Origin of the sequence: Pseudotamlana agarivorans, from assembly GCF_001642835.1 — a bacterium.
Taxonomy (GTDB): domain Bacteria; phylum Bacteroidota; class Bacteroidia; order Flavobacteriales; family Flavobacteriaceae; genus Pseudotamlana; species Pseudotamlana agarivorans.
The window spans coordinates 362,856-385,126 of sequence record NZ_LXEI01000002.1 but is presented as its reverse complement, the minus strand read 5'-3'; the positions used below and the strand labels follow the sequence as shown (position 1 = coordinate 385,126).

Genomic DNA, 22,271 nt, shown 5'->3' with positions numbered 1-22,271 from the left:
ATTTTAGTGGGTATTTTCCGGAACCACAAAATGATGGTTTTCGGCGAATGCCTCATATTTCATATCGACATCACTTCTAACAAAGCCTTTTAATTCTTCGTTATACACATCGTACAAACATTTAAAGAATTTAAGTGGGGAAATATATTGTTCGTAATCTCCGGTATCAATGTTTCCACGTAAAACAATAGCCGCTCCCCAGAAGTTCTTTTCAAGTTCTTGCTCTGTCATTTTGTAACTATTGATAAAATTTGCTCAATCTGTTGTCCGGCATCACAAGCTTCCAACTGAGTTTCCATAGTGCTGAATTGCCATATCCCGTCTATTTTTTTTATTCGCCCCAGATAAACCCCTTTTGAAGTATCATTGAGGTTACTATGTTTTAAATCTTTAAAATAAAAGCTTTTATTCACCTCATTGGGATGACCAGTATAGATGCGATAATCGAAATGAGAAAGTTTTCTCAAGCTCTTCTCACTATAATTGCTAATACTAATATGTAACTCGAAGTTATTATTTACTTGATTTAAGTTAAGTGTAAGCCATTCATTATCTTTTTGGTCATTACCTTCCATATCGCCTTCCATATCGTCGTTACTTATACTGCCCCAAATGGAGCTTGAATTTTCCCAGTTAAGGATTTCTTTTGTGTTTTGATCACTATCAAGCAAAAAGCAGCAAAGGTCCAAGTCAACACCGACTCGTTGTTCTGATTCAAACCACCCCCTTTCAAAAATCGCTCCCCAGTTTATACCAATAATTACTTGATTACAATTAAGTTTTCTATCCATTAGTCGTTCAATAAATCGTTTAACAAATCAAAAACGCCATCCTGTTTCATTAATTTTTCTTGTATGGGCAATACTTCATGGTGCTTAATGACTTCATAATGTGTCGCACTATTTCGTTTTCTTCTAAAGTCAACACTTCTCAACATTTCAACCAATAATTTATAGGGATCTTCCTTCTTCTCAAGAATATTTAACATTTTATATAGGCTTAGCCCCCCTGTTTTTTCACATGTATCATTAAACTTTTCTTTTCTGACTAAATTTCTAAGCTCCATTTCAAGCGCTTTTGAATAAGAGGTAATATAAGGAGCACAATCTTTCTCGATTGCTTTTTGCTTTATACTAGCTTCTTTTAATTCATATTCAGGCGTGGCTATCGATTCTATTGTTTTTTCTTGAAAATTATAAAAACTATACTTTAAGTCTTTTATGCATTCTTTTAAATCAAGAGGTGTATTAATAAAGTTAAATAACTTACTCATTTCATCCTCAATCCCACATTCGCACTGATTCCAAAGGTTATTATAAAAGTCATGAATTGAAGTATTAGCCGGCACTTCCTCTTTTAATTCTATCAATTGCTGACGAAATATTGCAAGCTGATGTTGCATCTGCATATTTACAGTCCGACGCTCTTCATAATCTTCCTTCGTCTGTACACTTGCATTAAGATCAGTTGCATTTTCCAACACTTCCATAAGTTGACTTTTAATAGTAGACATTTTCTTCATTAAATCCTTATCATGAACTGGCTGAAATTCCCGATAATTTAGTAAATCAACAATATCTAATGTCTTATGATTTATTGAATCAAAAAATATTGAAGCTTTACCATAAGAAGTGAGGTAAAGGTGCTTAGAGGCACGCGTCATTCCCACATACACTAGTTTCAATTCTCTAACAATATCTGCCTTACTTTTAGGGTTCCAAGGAAACACACCTTCGTTTAAATCGGCCATAATTACCACTTCGCTCTCTAGACCTTTGGAACTGTGAACGGTCATTATGCGTACTTGATTCTTTTTTATAGAATCATCTCCTGATTTTAGAATTCCGCAATCAACACCCTTTTTCCGTAATGCGTCATTGAGTTTACTTACATGGTTCCAGGTACGAGCGGTTACTATTATATCATTAAAATTTAAAATTTCGCTATGCGTTTTTATAATGTCGTAGATATAATCAACCTGATGTTCAAAACTATTGCAATGTGCCCAAAATGGCTTAGTACCTGATCGGTTAATAAGTACCGGTTCAATTTCTTGTGTTATAAGCTCGTTACCTACAATTAACGATTGTGCTGCTTCTTGTATTTCATAAGTAGTACGAAAGTTGTGCTTTAAAATTTTGCTTCGGCCTTTAATGTCAACACCCAAGGATTTAAAACTGTGTCCATTACCCAGCCAAGAGCTTTTATATATGCTTTGTGTATTATCATACAAAAATGTGGCTGAAGCGTTTGGCCTATCAACCAAATAGTTTTTTAAGAAATCTAGTTGAGTACGATCCATATCCTGACACTCATCTATCACAATATGAGTATATTGTTTAGGAGGATTATCTGTTACTTGTTTTAATGCCAACAAACGCATTACCGGCCAATCTATCAAACCTTCATTAATAAGTAAATTGTTATATTTTCTACGAAGTTGGAAAATGGCTTCCCTAATGTTTGATTTTTTTTGAAGTTCAATTCGGGTTTCAGTAAATCTATTACGTCCACTTCGGGAAAAAACCTGGTATTCCTTTACCGTACTAATACCACAATTATTTATGTAATCAACCTCGTCTTTCAAAAATTCATCTCTGTTGTACGATTTAAGACTTGGATATTTAGCGCTTACTGAATCGAGCGCTATCTTAAAAACATCTTTTAAGTTTATGTCATTGGAAATTTTTTCGGGTAATCTTTGATAATGTTTATGCTCTGAATTCTGCCTCCTGAATTTTTGATATACTCCATATACTAAACTATCTATACTTCTAAAATCACAAACATTACCTGTATGAAAGATATCCTCGGTTTTTTTGGAATTTTCTTTCTCTATAAGGTGCTCGAGATAATTTATAAGAATTTTGTGAAAAGTAACCACAAGGATTTTTTCCCCGCTTACACATTTTGATGCTAAAAATGGAACCCTATGCAAACCAACCGTTGTTTTACCACTACCGGCAATTCCTTTTATAGCATATGCACCAGTCTTATTATAATTAATCGCTTTTTCCTGTTCTTTCGAAAGTACAATTTCTTCCATCCTTCAATTATCTATGTTATCTGTTAACAAATTGATTTAATGTTGCTTTGAGTTTTTCTCCCCCTTTTAAGCTGACCTTTCATATAGCTTTATCTGAATACTAATCTAATTGAGATAGGTAAATTTTATTTTTGACATTTTCATTTTTGAGAAAAAAGATACCTAATCAGGTTGAACTGCTAATGTAATGAATATGAATTATTTTTAATTATGGTTTATCAGAATTATAACAAAATATACAACTAGTTTATAGATACTAAGCCTATTTCAAAATCTTTTAAAATCATAAAATTCAAACTAAAAAAACCACTCCAAAAACCATTAATAATTTGGCTTATTGAAGTGGTTACATACATCTGTATCATTACAAAATAATTTAAATATTTAGGTTTTTAGCTGTCTTAAAATCAAGCTGAGCTGTTTAAGTTGTTGATTTATAGTTTGCATATCCCCTTTTGTCGCGGGTAGTGTTTGCGGTGCGAACAATTTCTGAGCCGCTTTAATTGTTGCATCACTAGCAGCACTACCCAATGCGGAATTTAAAATATTTTGATTTTGAGAATGCGTATTTTTACTCAAAGCCTCTAATTTAGAATCCATGTCTTTTAACAATGTTCGTAGGTCTTCGGTTTCGGTTCTTGGTTTTGCTAATGATAAACCTGTGTCTTCAACTTTTTTATAATGGCCAGATATGTACATATAGCCGTTACGCTTATAACTTGCCTTTGTCTTACAGCTTGAACAACAATACAAATGATTTGCTCTTCGGGCCTCAAACTGGCAACTACAATGTTTACATTTTTTTGTCTTGTTTAACATATTTTGTCTTGTTTTTGATGATTTTTCATAGATTAAAACGTTAAATAAAGTGTTATTTAACGTTTTAGCGCCTATTACTCTTTCCTGTAAAGTCAATCATATTGAACATTTCATAAAATCGATCATGGATTCGACCACCATACCTTACACCAATATCCATAATTGATTCTTCCATACTATTTTCTGGGTTTGTGTGATTAGAAGTTACAAAAGTTGTGTAACGTTTTTCGTTTTGGTTAAATAGAATTTCTTCTACCACATCACAGTTACCATAATTGTTTGCTATTCTTTCTGAATTAATGTCATCTATAAACAACCTTGGCCTAACCGTTGTGCTCATCATATAACTTTTATCAGACGGTGTAGCACAAGACTCATACATATTAACCAGCTCTTTTGCTGTATACCCTTTAAGCCTTAATTCTTTATGTTTATTAAATATTTTTTCAAAAACCTTCATGTATGCTGTCTTACCTACTCCAAAACCACCTATAATGAAGAGTCCCTTTTTAAAACTTGGACAACTTAAATCTGATCTTAACTTTTCACAATTAAAAAACTCCATGTCTTGTAAAAAATATAAAAACAGCACCTTAATATTCATCACACTATCGGGACACTTGATAAACTCTTTTCCATAAATGTTCTTGAATTCAAAAAGGAACTCATTCCACAGTTGTTTTTTAGAAATTAATGGCGAATGATCTTTAAAATCTTGATTAGAAATGGTAGATGATTTCTCTATTTTTAACTGATTAAAAACCTCATGCACTGTTTGTGTTTCATTTTTTCTCATAATCCAGTTATCTATTGGTTTGTAATTCTAGCTTAGACTTATCCCTAACCGATATTGGTCTCTCATAGGCCACCCATTTAGCAACACGTTTATCTAACTCCCAAAATTTTTCAGACTCAAATCGCATTAGTGTTTCGGACGAATTAATTTCGGACCAATAATTATAAAAATCATTTAAAATCTTATTTGAAAAATTAGTGAGAGAAAAAACATCTTCTTTAAATCTCTTTTTTCTTTTAATTATATTTTCTTCTTTTTCTTTCTTAGTAGTTGCTACTAAATTGCTATTCGTTTGTGTTTTAACTGCTAAACGATTGCTATTAGTCTTGCTAGTATGTTTGCTATTTTCAGGAGATTTAAATTCTGAATCATCAAAATAACTTGAAGTAATAATCACCTTAGTGTATTTTGTTTGAGGCTCCAATTTTAAATCTTGAGATGACTGTAACTTTACTAACGCTGTTCGCACTTTACTAACTGATAAACCTGTCTCTACCGCCAACCTTTCTTTTGAAGTTATAAACTCTCCTTTTTCAATAGTTATTCCTTGCCATTTTTTTTTGCTATAATTTGCTTTTATAAGACAATGAATAAACAACTTACACGTATTCAGATCTGTATACCACTCCCAGTCTACTAAATCCCTGTATAGTTTAATAAAACCTGATTGAAACATCATAAGCTTGCTTTTAAGTCAATCTATTTTGGTACAGGTAGGCATCTACTTTGCTTCTCATAGATACTTTTGTCTCTTTTTCACCCGATTTTATCCAATCAAACAGCTGTGATTTTTGAAAATACAAACGTTTCCCCTTCTTACTGTAAGGGATTTCCTTTTTATGGACCAAACCATAAATAGTTGCTTTAGATAGTTTTATCAGCTTCGCCGCTTCATCTATCGTTAATAACACATCTTCTTGAAAACTGTTTTGAGAATCATATTGATCTCTCAATTTACTTGAAATACGCTCTACCAGGTTTTCAATTTCGTCCTCTGAGAGCATAAAAAATTGTTTCTTCATTTTTTGTTTTTTTTAAAAATTATGTAGCAAACTTAAAATGAAGAAAGAAGTATTGAAGGCCGTGCCAGAAACCGACCGAAAGTATGCCGAAATCAATAAGTAACTTTAAATAAGGAAAATAAATAAAACAAAACACACTAAAAAGCAAAAAAAAGAACCTAATGTTTGATCAGATTCTTTTTTTTGCTACAGATTTTATTAGTTTTAGAGTAAGTCTAGCCTCTTTGATTTCAAAAGATCTATCATGAAACTTATATTATTTTTATTCAATTTAGCTATTGTAGAATCAATTAATTCCAATTTACGACTCGATGATTTATAATAACCTAAACCCTTATTAGATTTAACATAAAAAGTACTATTCTTTGATATTTCTGTGAAAATAGATAGATCCTCATAATGACCAATAATTTTAAATAACTTAACTAACTCCGTCAAAGGTGTTTTCGAAAGTTTATTTTTTATCAATTGATCGTTAAAGACAGACAACAATAAGGCACGTTCATTATCGTTGAAAATATTTATAATTGCTAACATTTTATTTTCGTCTGAAGAACACTTCTTTTTCTTCCCCAAACCTTTTTCGACTTCTATATTAAAATCTACAACATTATTTCCAAGGTTAGCCTTTTCACGTTCTTCTTTGAGACTTGGATATTTAAACTCTTGCATCTCCCTAAATTCACTCGAACTCTCATATGAAATCCCTTTAAAGTCTTCTAGAAAGATATAATTATATCTCTCTTGTTCATATACTAGCTCATAGTACCCAGAATGACTTACATAATGGCTAATTATATCATTTAAACAAGTTTCGATCGCTAAGTCTGCAACAAAACCATTATAAGTATACCCTTGTGAATACACAAATGCATTTAACACTTCTTCTTCTAAAATTTGTTTTAAAACTGCTTGGGAGTCACCTTCAACATACTCATGTCTGTTTTTAAAAATAATATAAGATTCTGCCGCTTTACCTTTTAAAACGTTTTCAAATTTTTCGGCTATATACCCACGTAAATCCATAAGCATATCATTCCTAAACTTTTCATAAGGCCTGTTCTTAACTTTAGCTTTCTTAAACTTTGAAATAATTACACGCTTCGTTATTATGAACGTTTTATCATAAAAGTGACTATATAATTTATGATAATCCATCTAAATCCAAGTTTATTCGATTTGCAGCTTCAATTTTATTTCTATCCATAACTTTAGTATAAATCTGTGTGGTTGAAACATTTTTATGACCTAATAATTTTGATACCGTATAAATATCTGTACCATTGGCTAGTTGGAGTGTTGCATAACTATGTCTAAAATTATGAAATGATATTTTTTTAATAATACCAGACTTTTTAATCCAATCATTTAGTGGTCTCACAATTTGATAATATTTAATATCTCCAAAAATAAAACCAGATTCAGTATCTTGTTTCTTTAAGATATTATAAGCCGTTTTTGAAATGGGATGGTTGTGAATATTACCAGTTTTTTTCTCTTGCAGCTTCACATATTCGCCTTGATGTTTATCCGAATATAAATTTTCCCAAGTTAGATTTTGAATATCAACAAAACGCAAACCTGTTAATGCCGAAAAAACAGCCATATGTTTAACTTTTTCAATTTTAACATCGGTATTCCAAAGTACTGATAACTCATCCTCTGTTAAATATTCTCGATGCGTCTCCTCTTCTTTAATATATTCAGCATGCAAGGACAAATCAGATGTTATAATGTTTTGCTTATACCCCTGCTTTAGTACATAAATAAACTTCTTATAATAAGATGAAGCCGTATTACGTGATAACTTTCCTTTATTAGTTCTTAAATTTTTAGTGCTTAATAAAAACTGTCGGTATTTTTTTAGGTGCAAAACAGACAGATTATGAGATTGAATTTTACTACCCGCAAAAGCCTTAAAATAGTTTAAAGATGCTTTCCATGATAAGTAATTATTATAACTTCCTTTATTTAAATACTCTTCAACAACAGTATCGTAAAAAGCAACAAAATTCACATCAAACAACATATTGTCTTTAAACCCATATTCTTTATCTCTAACTTGAATTAATCGCTTAGATCGAATAAGTTCTGCAAATTCTATGGTTTCCTTATTGTGTTGCTTTTCCAAATCTGACTTCGGAAATTCATAAATCTGTAATTTTAGAAACTCACGTCTAGTTTCCTTTCCCGTTTTTGAATTAATTATAGGTGGATAAAAATCTAAATACAGACTTAATTTATCATTCGCAATTTTCTTGTGCCTTAAAGTAACATTTGCCATAGGTTATGTTTTATTAGGTGCTCCAAACAGCTTTTTTATATCAGATTTTAGAACGTAGCTAAACCTTCCTTTTTTTATTTTATTTATATTATTTGATTTTATATGTCTCTCAATCGATTTTAATGATACGTTGTAATATTCCGTAACCTCACCCATGTAATAGTAATTATTAACATTAAAAAACTTTTCCTTATTACTTTTCACCTTAACTACTTTCTCTCTATATACAGGCTTTTTCAACTCACTCTCACAAAACAGATTCAGATCCTTCCTTGAAATTAAAACGCGACTAAAAACATTAAAACTTGCCAGTTCTCCTTGGCTAATTAACCGTTTAATTGTAGATCTACTAACATTTAACAATGTAGCACAATCCTCAACACTTAAGTAGTCTTTAATCTTTATTATCTCGAGTTGGTCTTTAAATGGCACCACCTCTTCTTTTAAAACACCATTTGTTTTTAATGCTTTAATACGTTCATTCTTAGCCCTATGCTTATAATGTTTTTGATTGCAGGTATGACTACAGTATTTGGTTTTTGTAGTTCTTGCCTGAAATTTTTTTCCGCAATATGTGCATTTTTTATTTACTAACATACGTCAAGTTCTCACCCCTATTTTATCAATATTATCAGGTTCTATAAGGATCTACGTGGTTCTACATGGGTCTATATGGTTCAAAAAACTCAATATACGTCACATTTTTAACAAACATATTAAAAAATAGAAAACGAGGTACAAAATAGGTACAAAAAAAGACAAAAAAAGCATGATTTTAAGAAAACAATAAAAAGTATAAAAAGCAAAAAACCCTTATTTTATAAGGGTTTTATTTGTTTTTCTTTGTGATGTTTTGTGTGATTATTTGCCGATACAGAAATTAGCAAAAATATTCCCAAGCAACTCATCGTTAGTCACTTGCCCTGTAATCTCACCAAAATGATAGAGAGCCTGACGGATATCGATAGCCATTAAATCGCTAGATAAATTGGTGTCGATGCCTTCTTGGACTTTTTGGATTTCTTCAAAAGCTTTTATTAGGGAATCGTAATGGCGCGTATTGGTAACAATGGTTTCATTGTTTCGTAAAGCGCCTGTGTTTACAAAACCTATCAGTTGATTTTTTAAATCCTCCACACCCCTATTTTCCTTAGCGGATAATAAAATGTATTTAGAATTTTCTATACCACTTAAAAACGCTTCTAATTGTTCTACTTCAGCTTCAGATAGCTTATCAATTTTATTAGGTACAATTAATAGTGGTTTTAAAGGGTATTTGTTTTTTATTTTTTCAATTTCCACTTGAAACTGTGCTGCATTTTCAACAAACTGCGTCGCATCAAACAAATACAAAACCACTTGAGATTGTTCTATTTTCTCAAAGGTCTTTTTAATTCCGATGCCTTCAACCACATCTTTGGTTTCTCGAATTCCGGCCGTGTCTATAAAACGAAATCCGATACCTTCAATCACCAATTCATCTTCAATGGTATCTCTAGTCGTTCCTGCAATATCACTTACAATGGCACGATCTTCATTTAAAAGCGCATTCAATAAGGTTGATTTACCCACATTTGGCTCGCCAACAATGGCTACTGGAATACCATTTTTTATCACGTTACCAACAGCAAACGAGTCTATTAAACGTTTTAAAACGAAGGTGATTCTTGAAATGAGTTCTTTAAACTGTGTTCTATCGGCAAACTCGACGTCCTCTTCAGCAAAATCTAATTCTAACTCAATTAAAGAAGCAAAATTTAGAAGTTCTTCCCGGAGTTTAGCAATTTCCGAAGAAAACCCACCTCGCATTTGCTGCATGGCTATTTGATGACTGGCCTCATTATCGGAAGAAATTAAATCGGCCACAGCCTCTGCCTGACTTAAATCTAATTTACCATTTAAAAAAGCACGTAAGGTAAATTCCCCTGCAGTAGCCATTCGGCAACCATGTCGCAAAAATAACTGAATAATCTCCTGTTGAATATAACTTGATCCGTGGCATGATATTTCAACCACATTTTCGCCGGTATAAGAATTCGGGTTTTTAAAAACCGAAACCAAAACCTCATCTATGGTTCTTGAACCTTCAATAATATGTCCTAAATGAATGGTATGCGTGGGCTGTTTTGCCAACTGTTTACCTGAAACCGATTTAAATTGAGCCTCTGCTAAAGTGATGGCATCTTTTCCAGATAAGCGAATTACAGCTATAGCACCTGCTCCAGAAGGTGTTGCTAAAGCGACTATGGTATCTTGATTAATCATGACACAAAAATAAATATAATTAACGAAGCATCGTAGTAAGACTTTCGATTCTTTATCGAACGATAAATCGCTTTTAAAGCGATTTTAAAACACAATCAACCAACTTGTTAATTCAATAATTTTTTAGTGCAAAAATTATTTATTATCTTAATACTCCCCTAATAACTTCTTGCAAATTAATAATTTGATAATATTTTAAATTACAAATTGGCAAGCGTATATTTGTATCGCCCTAAAAAATAGCATCATGTTAGTAGCAAAATCTCCCTTAATAACACATCATATTAAAATTGAAAAAACCAATTTAGGTGATCTGTATTTTTTTAAAAACTATGTAATCGCCGAGTTTTATGAAGGCGTAGAAATCGATTATTTAAGTTTTGAACAATGCCAAAACCTTATTAAAAAGTACTTTGGAGAAAATGATTTCGGATTTATAAGCAATCGCATTAACTCCTACTCTGTAGTGATTACAGAAGCTTACCTTTTTAACAAGGCATTCCCTAATGCAAAGGCATATGCAACGGTAAGCTATAACGTTTTTACTCAAAAATCATTTGAAGTAGAAAGTCACTTCTTTAAATTTAACAAACGTAACTTTTTATCATTAACAGAAGCGGTGTCTTGGGTAGAAAACACTTTAAAGAAATAATTTAAACCAAATAAATACCGTCTGATTTAATTTCAATCTGGCGTTCTTTATAAAGCGCTCCAATGGCTTTCTTAAAGTTCTTTTTACTCATTTGAAGTTGCTCCTTGATGGCTTCAGGGCTCGATTTATCAGTAAGATTCATATACCCCGAATTATCTTGCAATTCATGTAAAATACGTTCGGCATTAGGCTCGATATTACGGTATCCTATTTGCCCTAAAGAAATATCTAACTTATTACCTGGGCGTATTTTCTTAACAATGCCTTTAAGCTTGTCACCTACACTAATGTCTTTAAAGATTTGATCTTTATAAATTAAACCCGAATGGATTTTATTAACAATAACATTCATGCCAATATCTGATGGATGAGACATGATAATATCGACCTCATCAAACTGCTGAACCGTTAGGTTTGTATTATCTAAAAAACGATTGGTTTTACTAGAAGCGACCAACCTATCTGTTTTTTCATCTAAATAACAGTGTACCAAATACCAACCTCCAGGTTTCATTTTGAAAGCCTGTTCTTTAAACGGACAAAACAACTCCTTAACCAAGCCCCAATCTAAAAAAGCCCCATAATCGGTGACTTGATTACAACGCAACAAAGCAAATTCATCACGTTTAATATATGGCATATCGGTTGTAGCTACGGGACGCTCTTCATTGTCTAAATAGACAAAAACATCTATTTTATCCCAAATTTTAAAGCTTGTTGGTACGTAGCGATTAGGGAGTAAGACTTCGTTGTCTTCGTTATCCATTAAATAAATACCGTGATCTGTTTCACGTATTATTTCTAAAGTATTTACTTGTCCGAGTGTTATCATGCTGCAAAGGTAATGATATTAGCGAAAGTTATGTTTATGAAAAAACAAAAACGCATAGTAAATATCCTATGCGTTTTAATTTAAACTTTATTATATAAAAAGTGAATTAACACCCTGTTCTATAGACTTAACAGACTATTTTTCAACCTCATCACTATCTATTTTTTTCTTAGGCGTTTCTTTTAAGTGCTCAAAGTATTTTAAAAGCACTTCGTCGTTCACTTTTTTAGGCGTAAAAATCTCTAACAATTTAGGCTGATTGGCTTCAGCATAAAAAGATGTTAAGGATGAAGCTAAGGCTTCTTCGTTATCAACCGATTGATAATCTAGGCCATACATTTTACACAAGTGCTCTGCTGTTAGGTTATGATTGGTTTCAAAATAGGTGTCGAAGTTCTCGGTGTCTTTATGTCCTGGCAAAATTCTAAAAATACCTCCACCTTGATTATTCACCACAATAATTCTAAAATTACTAGGAATATGATTATTCCAAAGGGCATTACTGTCGTATAAGAAACTTAAATCACCCGTTAATAACACTGTAGGCTTATCTTCTCGAGCTACAGCACATCCAATAGCTGTTGATGTACAACCATCAATACCACTGGTACCACGGTTGCAGTACACTTCTAAAGTTTTGTTTACTTTGAATAACTGCGTGTATCTGATAGCGGAGCTATTCCCTACTTGTAAAATGCTATCGTCTGGAATCGATTTTAAAACCCTATTAAAAACTTTTAAATCTGAAAACGGAATGTTTTTAATATAATCTTTATGCTTTTTAAGGCGCTTCGCTTTTACATCTAGCCAATGGGTTTTATAATGACTTTTTACGTAATGTAGTATTTTAGGTAAAAAGGATTCAAAAAACGTATTAGGTGTCGCTTCAATATGGTTGTCTAAACAGAAAAAGGTATCGTAGGCTCTTTTTCTATCGATATGCCAGTGGTGCTTTGGTTGATAATTTCTTAAAAACTGTTTTACTTTTTTAGAAACAATTAATCCTCCAAAGGTCACTAAAATATCTGGTTGAAGCGCTTCTTTTTCTTCTGTAGATAATCCGTCAATTAATTGATCGATGCTAGGAAAAAATCCACTATGATGTATATTAGAAGTCGACTCGGTTAACACAATAATACTATCATCTTCTGCTAATTCATCAAGCCATTTCATTTCAATCTGATTAGGCATATTCGCACCCACCAGAATCATTTTTTTAGGCGACACATCCCATTGTTCCAAACAAGTTTGTAAAACATAGTCTTCAATCTCGTGAGGCTTGGCCACTGCTTCAATGATTTTTGGTTTTACACTTTCCTTTTCAACCACATCATAAAGAGGCTCATCAAATGGAATATTAATATGAACAGGCCCTTTTTTCATCAAAGCCATGTTTAAAGCCATATTAATTTCTTCTTCATTATAGCTTTGAATGTTTTTCTGTAAACCTAATAGACGTTCAAATCGATCTTCAACTTTAACTAAAACCGGTACATCTTCATTAGAATGAATGTGTTTTTCATCCTTTAAATCCAATTTCAAATCTGTTGAAAACAAAGCATGATTCTCAAAAACATTTTTTTGGTTAATGGTTTGACCATCACCTACATCAATTAAGTTTTTTGGGCGGTCTGCCGATAACACCACTAAAGGAATATTGCTATAATACGCCTCTGCCACAGCTGGATAATAGTTTAACAAAGCACTACCTGAGGTACAAACAACAGCCGTTGGCTCCTGTAATTGTTGTGCTATACCTAAAGCAAAAAATGCCCCGCAACGCTCGTCAATTATGCTATAACATTTAAAAAATGAATCGTTGGTAAAACCTATAGTTAATGGGGCGTTTCTACTACCTGGAGAGATAACAATGTGCTTAATACCTTTAGATTTACACAGGGAAACTAAAGTTTGGGCGAGTGGTATTTTAGGATAAATCATTTAATATAATAATCTTGGTTACTTACCAAAAATAAGAAATCGATTAATTATATAACACTTTTAATCACTAAAGATTTTAAAACGGTTTCTTGCCACTCTTTTTCGGCATCAGAACTTTGGGTAATTCCGCCACCAACATAAATCATGGCAGCTCCTTTTTTTAACTGCATACAACGCAAATTCACATACAATTGTGTGCTATTTCGAGTTAGCGCATAAGCTCGGTTTTCTATATTTCGTCGGCCAGAACGTGGTGCAATTTTGGTCTCAAAATTCAATTCGCCTAAGAAACCGGTGTAAAACTCGCGGTTATAATTTTCTTGATCTAAAATAAATTCCTTAGCCTCTTGCTTGGGTAATCCACATACTGCTGGTGTGGGATGTATGGTATTTATAATACTTGAAAGGGGCACATCATCTTTAAGTTGGGCGGAAATCATTGTTTTTAAATGCACCAAATTGCCTGCTTTCACAGTTTCCACAGCCGAAGTATTAAAACTTTCGGATAGCGGTTTGATGTGATCTAAAATGAAATCGGTAACAAATTGCTGCTCTTGAATTTCTTTGTCTTCCCAAGTTACGTTTAAATCACCCGTATAATTTTGAGTACCCGCCAAGGCCATTATAGAAAAACGTTTTCCTTCAATTTTAATTAATGTTTCTGGCGTAGCCCCCAACCAAAGTCCAACTTTAGGATGAAACCAGCAGTAAACAAAAGCCGATTTATAGCGGTTTAAGAGATTTTTAAAGATTTTAATTGGATTTGTATCTGATAGCTTGACTTCTTCCTTTCGAGATAGTACCACCTTTTTAAAAGCTGACTTCTTTATAGCTTCTACCCCTTGATTTACAAGGTTAATATGAAACGCCTTATCTGTAGATTCTTTTGTTTCTATAAACTTTGAGGTTTGTAAATCTTCTGAAGACTCATAAAGTGTCGTGTGTACTTCTGAAGCTTCAAAAGGCATAATCACTGTTTTTTGAGCATTATCAAAAGGCGCGAATACAAATCCTTTCTCAGAATAATCTTCTGTAAAAAACAAATCGGCATTTTTTTGAAATACCCCTTGTACTTTCGATACATGAGGCTTCCTATAAGCCACAAAAGGCAAATGGTTTTCGTATTGTGTTTTAATACGTTCAAAAAAAGCTTCAGTAGTCATGCGATTTATTTCGATTTTGGGAGTGCAATAGTAGTTAATTTACACAACGAAATCAAATTATCATGATCGTCGGTAACACGAATTTCTAGGAGTTGGGTCGTCCTCCCTTTATGCAAGTAAACAGCACGGGCATAAACAAAACCGTCTTTAACACTTTTTAGGTGGTTGGCAGAAATTTCAATACCTCTTACAAACACATCTTTATTATGCATTAAAATCTGTACAGCAAAGCTTCCCATGGTTTCAGCCAGTGCAGCTGTAGCACCGCCATGTAACACCCCATCGGGCTGATATACTTTTGATGTTACAGGCATTTTTCCTAAAATAAAATCGTCGCCAACATCGATAATTTCGATGTCTAAGGTTTCCATTAAGGTATTTTTGCAAACAGCATTGGCTTTTTCTAATACGGCTTCTTTCGATAATTCCATTGAATACAAATTTTTAAAATTCTAAAATAAAAAATACCGTTTCCAAAATATAGGGTTTTGAAAACGGTATTTTAATCTTTTAAAAGCAGATTTTTACTTAGTAAACTGCGCTAATACTTTCTCTGCATAAGGTTTAGCAATTCCTGAAGCTGAATCTGGATCTGTAATTTCTGAAGCTACAACAGCAACCAACTGTTTACTAGTGTCTTTAGTTAAATCGTAAACTACAGTTTCTAACTTATAGATATCTGACTCGTAAGTACGTTGAGAACTTGGTACATACATACCGCCCATTCCATAAGGTGAATAGAAAGAACCATAATAACCACCAAATCCACCATAGAACCCAGGGTAATAACCTCCTGTTGCGTACCCTCCAGATTGTTCGGTATTAAGTTCTGTTTTTACATCTTTTACCACAGTTAAAGCAACCGCTTGATAGCCATCACTTTTAAATTGCTCAATTTGTTTATTAACTTGGGCTTCTGTTAGTTTTTTATTTACAGCAACATTAGGATAAGCGATATAGCTAGCCATAGGGTTCATACCTGCCTCTTTTAGTGCACTTGCAATTTCTTGTTCAAATAATTGTCTAGAGGCCAAATCGTCCATTCTAGCAATTACTAAGATTTTATCTTGTTTTATTTGGTTAACATCTGGAGATTTCCAAGTACTAGTTACTTTAATGGAAGGTCCGCAGCTATAAAATACAATAGCAACTAAAAGTGCGCTTAAAAATGTAAATTTTCTTTTCATTGTTTGTTCTTTTATAAAATTATTCTTGTGTTCATTTAGATTTTAAATCAAATATAAGCATTAAGTTCAAGTGCATAATTAATCTTTTTAAAGATTTAAGCCCTGAATAACCATTTTAACATACCAATCGTTTAACAATTTCCTTTACGGGCAAAATTTTATTACTGTGTTCTATACTAGGTCCAGCAACCCAGACGGTTTTATAAGTAGCCTTAGTCGCTGCGTTTTTGGTCGCATTCATACCTATGGCAAAACGAATCATTTTTACCCATTTTTTAAGTGCTTTATTTTTATTTAAAACGGACTCCAACCAAGTTTGATCGGTTCCAATACGTTGCACATAAGGCGTGTTAATCACTGTACAGGGTGTTCCTGAAATGCGCTTGGTCATGACAATATCATTTTTACCGTAGTCTACGCAGGCCTGTTTATACTCCTGAGTGACACCAGCTTCTTCTGAAGCTATAAATATACTTCCAACCGAAACCCCACTAGCACCATAGCTTAGGATTTTTTCAATATCGGTTTTAGTGCCCACCCCACCGGCAGAAATAATGGGAATATGACAATGTTGGTCGAGTTCCTGAATTAATGCTTGCGGTGATAATTGGCCACGATGACCACCAGCTTCGTTGTTAACTGCGATAATAGCATCGGCACCCAAAGATTCTACTTTTTTAGCATAATTTAAATCGACCACATCACAAAAGACTTTTATGCCTGCTTTATGAGCTTCCTTAATTGTTACTTCTGGACTCCCAAGTGATGTGATAATAAAATCGCACCCCAATTCACAAATAACATCTAACTGACTTTTAAACTTTACATTAGATTTATTTACAATGAGGTTAAAACCAAAAGCGCCATATTTAGGTTTTGCCGCATTAAGTTCCCTAATAGCAACTTTTAACTCGTCTAAAGTTCTATAATTTAATGCTGGAATACAGCCTGCTATTCCACAGTCCATAGCTGCTTTTACCATATCTACATTTGATACGAGAAACATAGGTGCCTGGATAATAGGATATTTGATATCTAAAAGTTGTGTGAGTTTAGTAGACATTAATCATTTTTCTCAAATATAACAAAATATTATGCACGCATAACACCTAAAAATCAATTTGTTAGTTTAACAAAGCATCACAGTTGATATGATATTTATCATTTTTTTATTATGCACGCATAACTAATTTTGTAAGATAAAAACCAGTACTCATGAAAAAATTCTATCCGTTACTATTCATTTCGTTTTTAGCCTATAATATTAAAGCTCAAACGATAGCGCTATCTGACACTTACATATCGCATAACCAAAACTATATTAATGCGACAAGCCTAGTCCATATTTCAAAACATATTAAAACCTTAGAAAACCAACTCCTAGCCTATAATCATAAGTCAGAACTTGCAGATTTATACGATGATGAAAATGATTTGTATACGGTATCCTTTTACAGAACTTTCGGTAAAATTGAAGCAGTGTATAACAAAAATGGTAAGATTATTAAAACCTTTGAAAAGTATAAAAACAAAAGGTTACCACTTGAAGTGATGCAAGCTATTTCTAAAAGATTTCCAAATTGGTCTATTATTGAAGGTGTTCAATACATAAAATATGATCATGAACAGGATTCTTTAAATCAAGTATTCAAAGTAAAAATTAAAAAGGAAGAAGACATCTTATCGCTTAAAACGAACGAAATCGGACAATTTTTATAAGGATTTTAAATTAATCCAGAAAACGATAATAACCACACTTCAAATAGGCTCCTTCAGGAAACCCTATGGGGTGATCGGTATCGTGCTCGGTATTTAAAATCATTTTATAAGGACGGTTTGTCTTATCTAAAACGCCTCTATTGATTTCAAAAAAATCTTGAGCCAGTACTCTTGATGAGCAAGAAGCTAAAACAAGTAATCCTTTTTTTGCCGTTAACTGTTCCCCTAACTGCGCCAATTGTGCATATTTCTTTTTGGCAAGATTAATTTCTGAAGCTTGCTTGGCGAAACTTGGTGGATCGATTACCACAACATCAAACGTGAAATTTTCATTAATAAGATTGGTCAATGCCTCAAAAGCATCGCCAACAATCACTTTATGCTTTCCACTGTAATCATTAAGTTTACCATTTTGGACAGCAATTTCTAAAGCTTGTGCACTAATATCTAAACTGGTGACTTCCTTAGCGCCGTTAAATAACGCATGTACCGAAAATCCGCCAGCATAAGAAAACACATCTAAAACCGTTTTACCTTTACTCCACTGCCCTACTTGTTTTCGGTTAGCGCGATGATCTAAAAAATAGCCTGTTTTATGCCCCTTAATAACATTAGCTGAAAAATTAACGTTGTGTTCGACAAACTTTACCACTTCATTTTCTAATGAACCGTAAATTACTTCGCCATTTTCAAATTGATGTAATTTTGATTGTTCTAAACTTCGACTTAATCGCAATACGACCGTTTCGGCTTTTGCTGTTTTTTGCAGACTTGGAATGATACTTTCGATATAAGGCAACCAAATTTCAGAGTAAATTTTAACCACTAAAACATGTGCATATACATCGGCTATAAGCCCAGCAAAACCATCGTTTTCACCAAATAGCAATCGATAACTGTTGGTATTTGATTTTAAAAGCCCTTTTCTTTTTGTAAAAGCTTCTTCAATTTTCTTATGAAAAAACGCGGCATTAATTTCGGCTTTTTCATAACCACTATGCAGCATTTTTATTCGAATAGGCGAGTTCGCATCATATAAACCAAGTCCGATCACACGGTTTTTACTTTTTCCAAAAATAATAGCCAAATCACCCGACTTGGCGCCGTCATTAATTTTAATAATGTTATTAGAAAATACCCATGGATGGCCCTGTAAAACAAATTGTTCCCCTTTGGTATTTAATTTAACCGCCAGTCGTTTGGGCTGTTTTATACTTTTTATTTTTTCAGAAAAAAGAGCCATGACGTTTTTGTTGGAATTTTAAATTTGAAGTGTTATTATTCGTCTAAAGCAGTAAAAACTACCTGACATATTTAGCCGTAACTCGAACCGTTCCTACTGCCATGGTACCACCAATCAAGACGTCTTCAGTTTGAACAATACCGATTACCAATTCATTTTCGGTGAGTTTATGAATTTTAGCTTGATAGGCACCTCTCTCATTTTCACCCCATAAAGTATCGCCATCCATTTCCCAAGTACCACTTCCTAAAAAGGATAAATCTTCAATGGTTTCAATCTTTTTAACGCCTTCTAAATCATATTCAATTTCTACACTGTATGTGCCCTCCGAAACCAAAGTATTCGGATTTTCGCTAAAGGTTAATTCTGTAGAAATATCGAAAGCTTCACCTGTAAAGTCCGATTCTACGGGCACACCGTAAACTTCTGTTTCAATAGTACCTTCATAGGTCATTTCAGTACCTATCCAATTTCCTACGATGTCTCCAGAAATATGAGAACCCTGATCATCATCCTTAGAACAAGAGGACAAGATGCAAATGAAGGCTAAACAAAGTGTTGTAATTTTTTTCATAATGTTATTAATTTACACTGCGATACTTGGCTACAACCTCAAAATCTACCGTAGTTGTTTGTCCGTCAATCACCACAGTTTCCTTTTGTGAAGACGTGAGCGTCATGGTTGATGGAAGTAATTCGTCGATATGATAAACTTCCTCTTCACCGTTATTATAAATTGTTAGTTTTGTACTATTTTGAACCCAACTATCACCAACTAAAAGTTGTTGTGAAGGTGCTGGATGCACTTCATCCACACCGTTAATGGTAACAACGAGCTCTAAATTAAATCTACCCTGAGTAAATAACGTTTTTGGGGCGTCATTAAATCTCGTCGTCATATTATTTACATTTAAACCATTACCTACAATATTAGCTTTTGATGACTGCCCGTTTACAGTTACTGTTACTGAGCCTGTGTAAGTCACCTCAGTACATTGCCAATTACCGATAAGATCTTCGGAAGTAAAATTATCATCGTCATTAGAACACGAAGTCAAAGCGACACTTAATACGGTAAATAAAACAAGTATTTTTTTCATTTGAAGGAATTTAAAATTTAAGCAATATTACAAGAATTAGGCGTATTATACCAATTCCATTATAAAATAAATGTTCTTATTAAAACGGTTTATACGCTATACTATCATAAAAAAAAGAGCGCAACCGTTATGGTTACGCTCTTAGGAGTTTTGACTTTAAAATTTAAAGTCTAAATGTGAGTGTTTCTAATATAAATTATTTCACTTCTTCGAAGTCTACGTCTTCAACGTCGCTTCCTTCGTTTTGTGGTTGCTCACCTGCACCAGCATCTGGTCCTGGTTGTCCACCTTGAGCTTCAGCTTGCGCTTTGTACATTTCTTCAGAAGCTACTTTCCAAGCCTCGTTAATTTTATCTAAAGCTGGTGTAATTACCGCGATATCTTTAGACTCATAAGCTTTTTTCAATTCTTCTAAAGCTTCAACGATTGGTTGTTTTTTATCTTCAGATAATTTATCACCAAACTCTTCTAATTGCTTTTCAGTTTGGAAAATCATAGAATCAGCTTCATTTAATTTCTGAGCGTTTTCAGCTGCAGCTTTATCTGCTTCAGCATTTGCTTCAGCATCAGCTTTCATCTTTTGAATTTCTTCCTCACTTAATCCTGAAGAAGCTTCAATACGGATATCTTGTTTCTTACCAGTCGCTTTATCTTCCGCAGACACTTTAATAATACCATTAGCATCGATATCGAAAGTCACCTCAATTTGTGGCGTACCACGTCTTGCTGGTGGAATATCACTTAAGTGGAAACGTCCAATAGTTTTGTTATCAGCTGCCATAGCACGTTCACCTTGTAATACGTGAATTTCTACTGATGGCTGGTTATCTGCTGCTGTAGAGAAAACCTGAGATTTTTTTGTTGGGATGGTTGTATTGGCTTCAATAAGTTTTGTAAATACATTACCCATTGTTTCAATACCTAGAGATAAAGGTGTTACATCTAAAAGTAATACATCTTTAACATCTCCTGTTAATACACCACCTTGAATACCTGCTCCTAAAGAAACAACCTCATCTGGATTCACACCTTTACTTGGCGCTTTTCCGAAGAATTTCTCAACAGCAGCTTGTACTGCAGGGATACGTGTAGAACCACCTACTAAAATAACCTCATCGATATCAGATTTTGATAAACCTGCTGCTTTTAAAGCCGACTCACATGGTGCGATGGTACGTTTTACTAAATCGTCGATTAATTGCTCGAATTTAGATTTTGTTAAAGTACGCACTAAGTGTTTTGGTCCACTAGCAGTAGCTGTGATATATGGTAAGTTGATTTCTGTTTGAGCTGAAGATGATAATTCAATCTTCGCTTTTTCAGCAGCTTCTTTTAAACGTTGAAGTGACATTGGATCTTTTCTTAAATCCATGTTTTCTTCCGCATTAAACTCATCAGCTAACCAGTTAATGATTTTCTCATCAACATCATCACCACCTAAGTGTGTATCACCATCTGTTGAAAGTACTTCAAATACACCATCTCCTAATTCTAAGATAGACACATCATGTGTTCCTCCACCAAAATCGAATACTACTATTTTTTGGTCTGTTCCTTTTTTATCTAATCCGTAAGCTAAAGCTGCAGCAGTAGGCTCGTTAATAATACGCTCTACTTTTAAACCTGCAATTTCTCCAGCTTCTTTAGTAGCTTGACGTTGAGAATCGTTGAAGTAAGCTGGTACTGTAATTACAGCACGAGATACATCTTGACCTAAATAATCTTCAGCTGTTTTCTTCATTTTTTGAAGAATCATAGCCGATAATTCTTGAGGTGTGTATAAACGACCGTCAATATCAACTCTAGGTGTGTCATTATCACCTTTTACTACATTATATGGTACACGTTCTGCTTCCTTTTGAGATTCAGAATATTTATTTCCCATAAAACGTTTAATTGAATAAACTGTTTTTGTTGGGTTTGTTACTGCTTGTCTTTTAGCTGGATCACCAACTTTAATTTCGCCGCCTTCAACAAAGGCAATTACAGATGGTGTTGTTCTTTTTCCTTCTGCATTAGGAATAACTACAGGCTCATTACCTTCCATTACAGAAACGCAAGAGTTGGTTGTTCCTAAATCAATTCCAATAATTTTACTCATAACTTTTTATTTGTTTATAGATTTCCGTCTTCACGGAAACATGTGTTCATTTTTATTTTCGAGTTGTATAAGTCAATCTTTATGCCATTACAAAAAAACTG

23 protein-coding genes are annotated in these 22,271 nt (G+C 33.3%); 2 read left to right on the top strand and 21 right to left on the bottom strand.

The features are described 5' to 3' along the window. Window positions 1-3 precede the first annotated feature (3 nt). From A6I66_RS05050 to mnmE, 11 genes are all read right to left on the bottom strand, one after another. Window positions 4-231, bottom strand: a complete 228-nt coding sequence (locus A6I66_RS05050) for a type I restriction-modification system subunit M N-terminal domain-containing protein (protein WP_067146252.1) — start codon at window positions 229-231, stop codon at window positions 4-6. Continuing rightward, on the bottom strand, window positions 228-791 hold the full coding sequence (locus A6I66_RS05045) for a TerD family protein (RefSeq protein ID WP_067146250.1): 564 nt from the start codon (window positions 789-791) through the stop codon (window positions 228-230). Before A6I66_RS05045 ends, A6I66_RS05050 begins: the two co-directional genes overlap by 4 nt. Beyond that, a complete protein-coding gene (locus A6I66_RS05040; protein ID WP_067146248.1) occupies window positions 791-3,046 on the bottom strand; it encodes a 3'-5' exonuclease in 2,256 nt (751 codons plus the stop codon). Before A6I66_RS05040 ends, A6I66_RS05045 begins: the two co-directional genes overlap by 1 nt. A 384-nt stretch (window positions 3,047-3,430) precedes the next feature. Further along, window positions 3,431-3,745 (bottom strand): hypothetical protein, encoded by a 315-nt coding sequence (locus A6I66_RS05035; protein WP_067146245.1) that lies wholly within the window; start codon window positions 3,743-3,745, stop codon window positions 3,431-3,433. A 184-nt stretch (window positions 3,746-3,929) separates the two neighbouring features. Continuing rightward, complete coding sequence (locus A6I66_RS05030) at window positions 3,930-4,661, bottom strand: hypothetical protein (RefSeq protein WP_067146243.1); 732 nt, start codon at window positions 4,659-4,661, stop codon at window positions 3,930-3,932. Between the two features lie 7 nt (window positions 4,662-4,668). Then, window positions 4,669-5,340 carry a hypothetical protein gene (locus A6I66_RS05025; protein WP_157614088.1) on the bottom strand — a complete coding sequence of 224 codons (672 nt, stop codon included), beginning with the start codon at window positions 5,338-5,340 and terminating at the stop codon, window positions 4,669-4,671. Window positions 5,341-5,350: 10 nt separating this feature from the next. Beyond that, window positions 5,351-5,683, bottom strand: a complete 333-nt coding sequence (locus tag A6I66_RS05020; protein WP_067146239.1) for a helix-turn-helix domain-containing protein — start codon at window positions 5,681-5,683, stop codon at window positions 5,351-5,353. Between the two features lie 204 nt (window positions 5,684-5,887). Continuing rightward, window positions 5,888-6,841, bottom strand: coding sequence for a hypothetical protein (locus A6I66_RS05015; RefSeq protein ID WP_067146236.1), 954 nt, complete (start codon window positions 6,839-6,841; stop codon window positions 5,888-5,890). Then, a complete protein-coding gene (locus tag A6I66_RS05010) occupies window positions 6,828-7,967 on the bottom strand; it encodes a tyrosine-type recombinase/integrase (RefSeq protein ID WP_067146234.1) in 1,140 nt (379 codons plus the stop codon). The genes A6I66_RS05015 and A6I66_RS05010 overlap by 14 nt, the downstream gene beginning before the upstream one ends. Window positions 7,968-7,970: 3 nt before the next feature. After that, the gene (locus tag A6I66_RS05005) at window positions 7,971-8,564 is read right to left on the bottom strand and encodes a helix-turn-helix domain-containing protein (RefSeq protein ID WP_067146232.1); all 594 of its coding nucleotides are present in this window, start codon (window positions 8,562-8,564) and stop codon (window positions 7,971-7,973) included. 264 nt (window positions 8,565-8,828) lie between these two features. Further along, window positions 8,829-10,232: a tRNA uridine-5-carboxymethylaminomethyl(34) synthesis GTPase MnmE gene (gene mnmE / locus A6I66_RS05000; RefSeq protein ID WP_067146230.1), complete on the bottom strand. Its 1,404-nt coding sequence runs from the start codon at window positions 10,230-10,232 to the stop codon at window positions 8,829-8,831. 247 nt (window positions 10,233-10,479) lie between these two features. Between mnmE and A6I66_RS04995 the strand changes: the two genes are divergently transcribed. Continuing rightward, on the top strand, window positions 10,480-10,884 hold the full coding sequence (locus A6I66_RS04995; protein ID WP_067146228.1) for a hypothetical protein: 405 nt from the start codon (window positions 10,480-10,482) through the stop codon (window positions 10,882-10,884). Between the two features lies 1 nt (window position 10,885). On the opposite strand, the gene A6I66_RS04990 is transcribed toward A6I66_RS04995, so the two are convergent. The 6 genes from A6I66_RS04990 to A6I66_RS04965 all read right to left on the bottom strand — a co-directional run bounded on the left by A6I66_RS04990 (window position 10,886) and on the right by A6I66_RS04965 (window position 17,070). Beyond that, on the bottom strand, window positions 10,886-11,716 hold the full coding sequence (locus tag A6I66_RS04990) for a CvfB family protein (RefSeq protein ID WP_067146226.1): 831 nt from the start codon (window positions 11,714-11,716) through the stop codon (window positions 10,886-10,888). A gap of 135 nt (window positions 11,717-11,851) precedes the next feature. After that, window positions 11,852-13,657 (bottom strand): 2-succinyl-5-enolpyruvyl-6-hydroxy-3-cyclohexene-1-carboxylate synthase, encoded by a 1,806-nt coding sequence (gene menD, locus A6I66_RS04985; RefSeq protein WP_067146224.1) that lies wholly within the window; start codon window positions 13,655-13,657, stop codon window positions 11,852-11,854. A gap of 47 nt (window positions 13,658-13,704) precedes the next feature. After that, entirely contained in the window at window positions 13,705-14,820 is a 1,116-nt protein-coding gene (locus tag A6I66_RS04980; protein WP_067146222.1) for a chorismate-binding protein, read from the bottom strand. A gap of 5 nt (window positions 14,821-14,825) precedes the next feature. Then, the gene (locus A6I66_RS04975; protein ID WP_067146220.1) at window positions 14,826-15,251 is read right to left on the bottom strand and encodes a PaaI family thioesterase; all 426 of its coding nucleotides are present in this window, start codon (window positions 15,249-15,251) and stop codon (window positions 14,826-14,828) included. A 93-nt stretch (window positions 15,252-15,344) separates the two neighbouring features. After that, the gene (locus A6I66_RS04970) at window positions 15,345-16,007 is read right to left on the bottom strand and encodes a hypothetical protein (RefSeq protein ID WP_067146218.1); all 663 of its coding nucleotides are present in this window, start codon (window positions 16,005-16,007) and stop codon (window positions 15,345-15,347) included. Window positions 16,008-16,122: 115 nt separating this feature from the next. Next, the gene (locus A6I66_RS04965) at window positions 16,123-17,070 is read right to left on the bottom strand and encodes an NAD(P)H-dependent flavin oxidoreductase (RefSeq protein WP_067146216.1); all 948 of its coding nucleotides are present in this window, start codon (window positions 17,068-17,070) and stop codon (window positions 16,123-16,125) included. A gap of 152 nt (window positions 17,071-17,222) precedes the next feature. Here A6I66_RS04965 and A6I66_RS04960 point away from each other — a divergent pair, with 152 nt between their 5' ends. After that, the gene (locus A6I66_RS04960) at window positions 17,223-17,726 is read left to right on the top strand and encodes a hypothetical protein (protein ID WP_067146214.1); all 504 of its coding nucleotides are present in this window, start codon (window positions 17,223-17,225) and stop codon (window positions 17,724-17,726) included. 10 nt (window positions 17,727-17,736) lie between these two features. On the opposite strand, the gene A6I66_RS04955 is transcribed toward A6I66_RS04960, so the two are convergent. The 4 genes from A6I66_RS04955 to dnaK form a co-directional block, all read right to left on the bottom strand. Then, entirely contained in the window at window positions 17,737-18,969 is a 1,233-nt protein-coding gene (locus tag A6I66_RS04955; RefSeq protein WP_067146212.1) for a class I SAM-dependent rRNA methyltransferase, read from the bottom strand. A 58-nt stretch (window positions 18,970-19,027) separates the two neighbouring features. Then, complete coding sequence (locus A6I66_RS04950) at window positions 19,028-19,543, bottom strand: lipocalin family protein (RefSeq protein ID WP_067146210.1); 516 nt, start codon at window positions 19,541-19,543, stop codon at window positions 19,028-19,030. Between the two features lie 7 nt (window positions 19,544-19,550). Next, on the bottom strand, window positions 19,551-20,069 hold the full coding sequence (locus A6I66_RS04945; protein WP_067146208.1) for a hypothetical protein: 519 nt from the start codon (window positions 20,067-20,069) through the stop codon (window positions 19,551-19,553). A gap of 196 nt (window positions 20,070-20,265) precedes the next feature. Further along, entirely contained in the window at window positions 20,266-22,170 is a 1,905-nt protein-coding gene (gene dnaK, locus A6I66_RS04940) for a molecular chaperone DnaK (RefSeq protein WP_067146206.1), read from the bottom strand. Window positions 22,171-22,271 lie beyond the last annotated feature (101 nt).